Below are 6493 nucleotides of genomic sequence, written 5' to 3'. Positions count from 1 at the left end.
CCGCTTCCGCGCCGCCTGCGCCGCCCGCTTCCGCGCCGCCTGCGCCGCCCGCTTCCGCGCCGCCTGCGCCGCCCGCTTCCGCGCCGCCTGCGCCGCCCGCTTCCGTGCCGGCGCCCCAGCCGGTCCGGGCGCCCGAACCGCCCTCGCGGGCCGCAGCGCCACAACCCCCTCCCTTCCCGCAGCCTCCGGCCGACCCCCGCATCGCACAGAGTCTCCCGCCCGGACAGGACGCCCGACCCGCGAAGCCCGCGGGCCCACCGCCGCCCGCCGAGCCGCCGACGCGGGGCGGTCCGCCGGCCGGGCCCCCGCCGCCCGAGGAGCCCCCGCCGCCCGCCGAGGCGCCCACGGTCGTGACCCGCCCGCCCGGCGTACCGGACGGGGCGGCGCCGCTGCCCAGTCGCCCGGTCGCCGAGGGGCCCGGCGACACCACCCAGGCGGAACCCGTCCCCTTCCCGGAGGCGGCGGCACCTCGTCCGGCCGTCGCCCATGTGGGCGCGAGGCCGCCCACGTACGACGCCGAGCCGACCGCGCTGCCCGCGAGCGACCCGCGCGCCCTGGACGGGCTGGTCGCCGACACCGTGCTCGACGGCGCGCGGTACGGCACGTACACCCTGCGGGCCGCCTCCGTGCGGGGCGACTCCGCCCGGTTCCGGGGCGAACCCCGGCGCGACGCGCTGCTCACCGCGCGCTTCGGCACCGCGGAGGACGCCCTCGTGCTGGTCGCCGTCGCGGGTGGCGCACGGTCCTCGGACCGTGCGCATCTGGCCGCGGCCGACGCCTGCCGCTGGATCGCCGAAGCCGTCGGACGCAGCCACGCCCGCCTTTCCGACGACATAAGGGCGGGCCGCCGCGGCGACCTCAAATCAGGGCTGCACCGGCTCACCGACCGCAGCTACGGCAAGCTGCGCGCCCGCGCCGCCGAACTCGGCCGTGAACCGGACGAGTACACGGCGGGTCTGCGCTGCCTCCTGCTCTCCGCCGACCCCGGATGCCGTACCCGGGTCTTCTTCGGCGTCGGCGGCGGAGGGCTCTTCCGGCTGCGGGACGGCAGCTGGCAGGACCTGGAACCGATGGTTCCGCAGAGCGGCGCGCTCACCGGGGAGGCCGTCGTCGGCTTCGGCTCGGCCGTGCCCGAGAGCGGGCCCGAAGGCGACCGGCTGACCATGGACCTCGGGGTCACCACGGCCCCGCCCCCGTACATCGAGGAGCCGGTCCCGCCGCCCGCCGAGCCGTTCCGCTTCCGTGCGTCGGTCGCCCGGCCGGGCGACACCCTGCTGCTGTGCGGTACGGGCCTCGCCGAGCCGATGCGCGGCGAGCCGGCCCTGGCCGAGGAACTCGCCGAGCGCTGGGCACCGGCCGGGGCGCCCGGCCTCGGCGGGTTCCTCGCCGACGTCCAGCTCAGGGTGAAGGGGTACGCCGACGACCGGACGGCGGTCGGCGTCTGGGAGGCGTAAACCCGTGCGCCGTGGGTTGATGGACTCCGGAGAACCCGTCCGGCGGGGGTTTCGCGCCCGGGTGATCCGGACAGCCGATCGTGCCGGAGCACAGGCAGAGGGAGTGCGCACCCATGGCCAAGCAGAACGTGTCGGAGCAGTTCGTCGACATCCTCGCCCGGGCGGGCGTCAAACGCCTCTACGGGGTGGTCGGCGACAGCCTCAACCCGGTCGTCGACGCGATCCGCCGCAAGCCGGGCATGGACTGGGTGCAGGTCAGGCACGAGGAGACGGCCGCGTTCGCCGCGGGCGCCGAGGCGCAGGTCACCGGCGAACTGGCGGCCTGCGCGGGTTCGTGCGGTCCCGGCAACCTGCACCTGATCAACGGTCTCTACGACGCCCACCGGTCCATGGCCCCCGTACTGGCGCTCGCCTCGCACATCCCGTCGAGCGAGATCGGACTCGGCTACTTCCAGGAGACCCATCCGGAGCTGCTCTTCCAGGAGTGCAGCCACTACAACGAGATGATCTCCAACCCGCAGCAGATGCCGCGGCTGCTCCAGACGGCCATTCAGCACGCGGTCGGCCGGGGCGGCGTCGCCGTCGTCACGATGCCCGGCGACGTGGCGGCGCAGCCCGCGCCGGAGAAGACCGTCGAGCACGCCCTGGTCACCTCGCGGCCCACCGTGCGGCCGGGTGACGCGGAGATCGAGAAGCTCTGCCGGATGGTCGACGAGGCCAAGCGGGTGACGTTGTTCTGCGGCAGCGGCACGGCCGGCGCGCACGCCGAGGTCATGGAGTTCGCCGAGCGGGTGAAGGCCCCCGTCGGCCACGCGCTGCGCGGCAAGGAGTGGATCCAGTACGACAACCCGTACGACGTCGGCATGAGCGGGCTGCTCGGCTACGGCGCCGCGTACGAGGCCACCCACGAGTGCGATCTGCTGATCCTGCTCGGCACGGACTTCCCGTACAACGCCTTCCTCCCCACCGATGTGAAGATCGTCCAGGTCGATGTGCGCCCCGAACACCTCGGCCGCCGCTCCAAGCTGGATCTGGCGGTGTGGGGGGATGTCCGCGAGACGCTGCGCTGCCTGACCCCGCGGGTGAAGGCCAAGAGCGACCGCAAGTTCCTCGACCGGATGCTCAAGAAGCACGCGGACGCGCTGGAGGGCGTGATCAGCGCGTACACCCGCAAGGTCGACAAGCACGTTCCGATCCATCCGGAGTACGTGGCCTCGGTACTCGACGAACTGGCGGACGACGACGCGGTGTTCACCGTCGACACCGGTATGTGCAACGTCTGGGCGGCCCGCTACCTGACGCCGAACGGCAAACGCCGGGTGATCGGTTCGTTCAGCCACGGCTCGATGGCGAACGCGCTGCCGCAGGCCATCGGGGCGCAGTTCACCGACCGGAACCGGCAGGTCGTCTCGATGTCCGGGGACGGCGGATTCACCATGCTGATGGGGGACTTCCTGACCCTCGTCCAGTACGACCTTCCGGTGAAGGTCGTCCTGTTCAACAACTCCTCGCTGGGCATGGTCGAGTTGGAGATGCTGGTCGGCGGTCTGCCGTCGTTCGGCACGACCAACAAGAACCCCGACTTCGCCGCCGTCGCGCGGGCCTCGGGGGCGTACGGCGTCCGGGTCGAGAAGCCCAAGCAGTTGGAGAGCGCCCTCAAGGACGCCTTCAAGCACAAGGGACCCGCGCTCGTCGACGTCGTCACCGACCCGAACGCGCTCTCCATCCCGCCGAAGATCAGCGCGGACATGGTGACCGGCTTCGCGCTCTCGGCCAGCAAGATCGTGCTGGACGGGGGCGTGGGCAGGATGGTCCAGATGGCCCGGTCCAACCTGCGCAATGTGCCCCGCCCGTAGCGCGTCGCACAGAGGTGATGGCGCGTCAGGCGACGGGCCGTGACGCCCTCTTGGCGGCCCCAGAACCATGTGACATATTACTGACGTGTTCACGAGACAGCCCTTGGACGTGGTCGTCGTCGGTGCCGGAGTGGTCGGTGCCGCCTGCGCGTACTACGCCGCCCGGTCCGGACTCTCGGTCGCGGTGGTGGACAGCGGACCGGTCGCCGGCGGCACCACCGGCGCGGGGGAGGGCAATCTCCTGGTCTCCGACAAGGTGCCGGGCCCCGAGCTGGAACTCGCGCTCCTGTCCGCCGCGCTCTGGCGTGAGCTGGCCGAAGTGCTGCCCCCGGCCGTCGAGTTCGAGCAGAAGGGCGGCCTGGTCGTCGCGTCCGGCCCGAAGTCCCTGGCCACCCTGACCGCGACCGCCGCCGGGCAGCGGGCGGCAGGGGTGCGGGTCACGGCGGTGGCACCCGACGAACTCCCCGCACTCGAACCGCACCTGGCCCCCGGACTCGCCGGGGGATTTTTCTACCCGCAGGACGCCCAGGTACAGCCGGCCCTGGCGGCGGCCCACCTCGTCCGCGCGGCCCGCGACGCCGGAGCGAGCCTGCACCCGGGGCAGGAGGTCACCGCCGTGCTGACCGGGCCGACGGGTGCCGTGCGGGGTGTGCGGACCCGTGCGGGCGAGCTGCTCGCACCGGCTGTGGTCAACGCGACGGGCGTACGGGGCGCGGAGCTGGCGGCTCTGGCGGGCGTGGAACTGCCCGTGCTGCCCAGGCGCGGCTTCGTCCTGGTCACCGAGCCGCTGCCGCCCCTGATCAGGCACAAGGTGTACGCGGCGGAGTACGTGGCCGACGTGTCGAGCGCATCGGCCGCCCTGCAGACCTCGCCCGTGGTGGAGGGCACCGTGGCCGGGCCGGTCCTGATCGGCGCCAGCCGCGAACGGGTCGGCTTCGACCGGACCTTGTCCCTCCCGGTGGTCAGCCGGCTGGCCGCGGCGGCCGCCGCGCTCTTCCCGGTGCTCGCCCGTGCCCAGGTGCTGCGGGCCTACCACGGCTTCCGCCCCTACCTGCCCGACCACCTTCCGGCGATCGGTCCTGACCGCCGGGTGCCCGGCCTCTTCCACGCCTGCGGTCACGAGGGCGCGGGGATCGGACTCGCCCCCGCCACGGCCCTGCTGGTCACCGCCGCGATCCGGGGGGACGAACCCGCCCTCGACCCCGGGCCGTTCTGCCCGGACCGGTTCGACGCCCGCCCCCGCCCCGGTCCCGGAGGCTGAGGCAGCCGCCGTGACCCCCGTGCCCCTGAAAAGCCCGCTGCCCGCCCGTACCGCCCCACCGCCGACCGAGCAGGAGCCCTGGTGAGACGTCCCCGTACCCGTACGGCCGCACGTGCGGGCGCACCGGCCCCGGCCGGTCCGGCCGGCGCCGGCCCCGGTTTCGAGATCACCTTCGACGGCCGCCCGGTGCGTGCCCTGCCCGGCCAGAGCATCGCGGCCGCCCTCTGGGCCGCCTCCGTCCTCAGCTGGCGCACCACCCGGTTCGGCGGACGGCCGCGGGGCGCGTTCTGCGGGATCGGGACCTGTTTCGACTGCCTGGCCACCGTCAACGGGCAGCCCAACCGACGCGCCTGCCTGCTGCCCGCCCGCCCCGGCGATGTCGTCACCCCCCAGGAAGGGGACGGACATGCCGGTCCCGCCCGCTGAACCACCTGCCGCCCGGCCTCGGCGCACCGAACTCGCGGTGGTGGGTGCCGGGCCCGCCGGGCTGGCCGCCGCCGTCACCGCGGCCGACGGCGGACTCGACGTGGTCCTGCTCGACGCGGCGGACGCACCGGGCGGCCAGTACTACCGCGCCCCCGCCCCCGTCCTCGGCGCCACCGGCCCGGAGAAACGGCCGCACGGCTGGGCGCACTTCGCCGCCCTCACCGCACGGCTCGGCCGGCACCGCACAGCAGGCAGGATCCGCCACCTCACCGGCCACCACGTCTGGGCCGTCGAACGGTCCGGAGCCGGCTGGACCCTGCACGCGGTCACCGGGCCCGACGGACGGGACGGCGCCACCACGCTCGACGCACGCCGCCTGCTCGTCGCGACCGGATCCTACGAGCGCCAACTCCCTTTCCCCGGCTGGACACTGCCGGGAGTCGTGGGTGCGGCCGGGGCGCAGGCCATGCTGAAGTCGGGCCTGGTGCTGCCGGGCCGGCGCATCGTCGTCGCGGGCAGCGGACCGCTGCTGCAGGCCGTCGCGGTCTCCCTCGCCCGAGCGGGCGCCCGGGTTCCCGCCCTGGTGGAAGCCGCCGGCTACGCGGCGTACCGACGCGCGCCCCAGGTCCTGGCCGCCAACCCCGGCCGGCTCGCGGAAGGGGTCCGGCACGGCGTGGCGCTGGCGCGGCACCGGGTCCGGCTGCTGCCGCACCGGGCGGTCACCGCCGTCCACGGCACCGACCGGGTGGAGGGTGTCACGGTCAGCCGGCTGGACCGCGACTGGCGCCCGCTGCCCGGCACCGGGCGCCGTATCGACTGCGACGCACTGGCCGTCGGGCACGGCCTGGCGCCCCAGTTGGACCTCGCCGTCGGACTGGGCTGCGCCACCCGGTGCGGCACGGACGGCTCGGCCGCGCTGGAGCTGGACGAGGAACTGCGCACCACCGTGCCCGGCGTCTGGGCCGCGGGGGAGACCGGCGGCATCGGCGGCGTCCACCTCGCCCTGACCGAGGGGGAACTGGCCGCCCGCTCGGTCATCGCGGACGCGCGCGGGGGCGGGGGCGGCCCGCCCACGGCCCGCACGGCCTCGCTGCTCCGGACCCGGCGCCGGATGCGCGCGTTCGCCCGGCTGATGGGCGCCGTGCACCGGCCCGGGCCCGGCTGGACCGGCTGGACGGCGGCGGACACCGAGGTCTGCCGGTGCGAGGAGGTGACCGCCGGGACGATCCGCGCGGCGGTAGGTGAACTCGGCGCCGGGGACAGCCGCACGGCGAAGCTCCTCACCCGGGCCGGGATGGGCTGGTGTCAGGGCCGGACGTGCGGGTTCGCCGTGCGGGAACTCGCCGGCTGCGCCGCCGAGACCGGGAACCCCGACCGCCGTCCGCTCGCCTGCCCGGTCCCCCTGTCCGTACTCGCCCGTACCACCCTGCCCGAGGACACCTGACAGCACGTACCGCACCCCTGCGACGTACCTCGTCTCCCGCCTTCGCCGCACC

The 6493-nt window shown here is 74.9% G+C and carries 5 protein-coding genes; all 5 read left to right on the top strand.

Annotation, left to right across the window (positions count from 1 at the left end; all coding sequences use genetic code 11):
• The first annotated feature begins 104 nt into the window (after window positions 1-104).
• The 5 genes from ABZ454_RS37705 to ABZ454_RS37685 all read left to right on the top strand — a co-directional run bounded on the left by ABZ454_RS37705 (window position 105) and on the right by ABZ454_RS37685 (window position 6441).
• The gene (locus ABZ454_RS37705; RefSeq protein WP_359543977.1) at window positions 105-1454 is read left to right on the top strand and encodes a protein phosphatase 2C domain-containing protein; all 1350 of its coding nucleotides are present in this window, start codon (window positions 105-107) and stop codon (window positions 1452-1454) included.
• Window positions 1455-1567: 113 nt separating this feature from the next.
• Window positions 1568-3310, top strand: a complete 1743-nt coding sequence (locus ABZ454_RS37700; RefSeq protein WP_356312676.1) for a pyruvate dehydrogenase — start codon at window positions 1568-1570, stop codon at window positions 3308-3310.
• 85 nt (window positions 3311-3395) lie between these two features.
• On the top strand, window positions 3396-4571 hold the full coding sequence (locus ABZ454_RS37695) for an FAD-binding oxidoreductase (RefSeq protein WP_359543976.1): 1176 nt from the start codon (window positions 3396-3398) through the stop codon (window positions 4569-4571).
• 165 nt (window positions 4572-4736) lie between these two features.
• Window positions 4737-4997 carry a (2Fe-2S)-binding protein gene (locus ABZ454_RS37690; RefSeq protein WP_356312781.1) on the top strand — a complete coding sequence of 87 codons (261 nt, stop codon included), beginning with the start codon at window positions 4737-4739 and terminating at the stop codon, window positions 4995-4997.
• A complete protein-coding gene (locus tag ABZ454_RS37685; protein ID WP_359543975.1) occupies window positions 4978-6441 on the top strand; it encodes an NAD(P)/FAD-dependent oxidoreductase in 1464 nt (487 codons plus the stop codon). Before ABZ454_RS37690 ends, ABZ454_RS37685 begins: the two co-directional genes overlap by 20 nt.
• Window positions 6442-6493 lie beyond the last annotated feature (52 nt).

It is taken from the genome of Streptomyces sp. NPDC005803, from assembly GCF_040630435.1.
Classification (GTDB): domain Bacteria; phylum Actinomycetota; class Actinomycetes; order Streptomycetales; family Streptomycetaceae; genus Streptomyces.
Note: the sequence above shows the minus strand (reverse complement) of the source record. Positions and strands in the feature narration are given on the sequence as shown.

Coding starts and splice junctions, on each gene's coding strand:
- ABZ454_RS37700 (WP_356312676.1), top strand. CDS start 1,568: ATGGCCAAGCAGAACGTGTCGGAGCAGTTCGTCGACATCCTCGCCCGG.
- ABZ454_RS37685 (WP_359543975.1), top strand. CDS start 4,978: ATGCCGGTCCCGCCCGCTGAACCACCTGCCGCCCGGCCTCGGCGCACC.